Below are 1,181 nucleotides of genomic sequence, written 5' to 3' on the forward strand. Positions count from 1 at the left end.
AGCTTTTGCTATTATTCCAAATTCATCGTTACTCTTAACATCTATCATAGCAGAATCTTTAGTTTTATGATTGATAAAATCAAAGAAAGAACTAAGACCATTTTGTATAGCTTGTAAAGGTGATAGATAATAAGAGATGATGAAGTAAAGTAAAACAATACTTGCAATACTTGTAAAAATAACAATAATAGCTTGTATATAGGCTATTTTTTTACTTGATTGAGAAATTGTGTCAATATATGCCATGTTACATACTGTGTATCCATCTATGTTTTCACACATACCAAGTCTTTCATTTCCTTCTTTACTGGTATAAAAGAATGGTTCACCATCTTTTACCTTGCTAAATCCATCTGCTACAATAGCAACATTTGGATCATTTCCAATATAATTTTTACTTGTTGAAACAAATGAAAAACGATTTTTATCATAAATAAAAGAAGCACCTGGCATTTGTTTAAGACTATCTTCTAAATCTTTAACCAAAACATCAATTGCTAACACTCCTATAAAATTATCATCTTTATATATTGGCATGGCATAAGTAAAGCAAGGCAAGCCTGTTGTTACATCAATATAAGAAGGGGTGATATATAGGCTATTATTTTTCATTGCTTCTATATAAAATTCTCTTGTTCTTGCGTCATAATTGTCAGCTTTTCCATAAATTCCATAGTCTAAGCCTTTGCTATCACTATCTGGATCACTTACTATTAATTCTCCATTTGGCTGGGCTAGATAAACAGCTAGAAAATTACCAGAATCTCTGAATGATCTTAATTGATAGCCTATGTTATCCATTAATTTTCCGGCAGAATTTAAATCTGAATAAGGATGTCTAAGTATAGTTTCACTTAGCTTTTTTAATGAATCAGATGTATCATCTTTGAAATTAATCATAAGATTTTTTGTAGAAATTAAACGATTTTGCTCAGAATTAACAATTTCTTGAAAAAGAGCATCTTTAACAAAAATAAATGTTATGATTCCTAAAATCAAAAGAGAAATAATTGCTATGATATTTGCAATCAAAGCAACTTTCATTTTAATACTTTTCACGACTTTTCTCCTAAAAATATTTTTTTGTAATTATAAAAATATTTTTTGCAATGAATAATTAATTGTATTTTAATATTATAAATACAACGTTCAAAATATTAACTCTTAAAAAGAGTTAATAT

At 27.2% G+C, this 1,181-nt stretch carries 1 protein-coding gene; it reads right to left on the minus strand.

What is annotated here, in order from left to right:
* A partial coding sequence (locus L8X30_RS07860) for a cache domain-containing protein (protein ID WP_263679760.1) occupies positions 1–1,059 on the minus strand: 1,059 nt, incomplete at its 3' end.
* Between the last annotated feature and the right edge of the window lie 122 nt (positions 1,060–1,181).

This window comes from Campylobacter sp. CNRCH_2015_0338h (assembly GCF_025772785.1).
GTDB lineage: Bacteria > Campylobacterota > Campylobacteria > Campylobacterales > Campylobacteraceae > Campylobacter_D.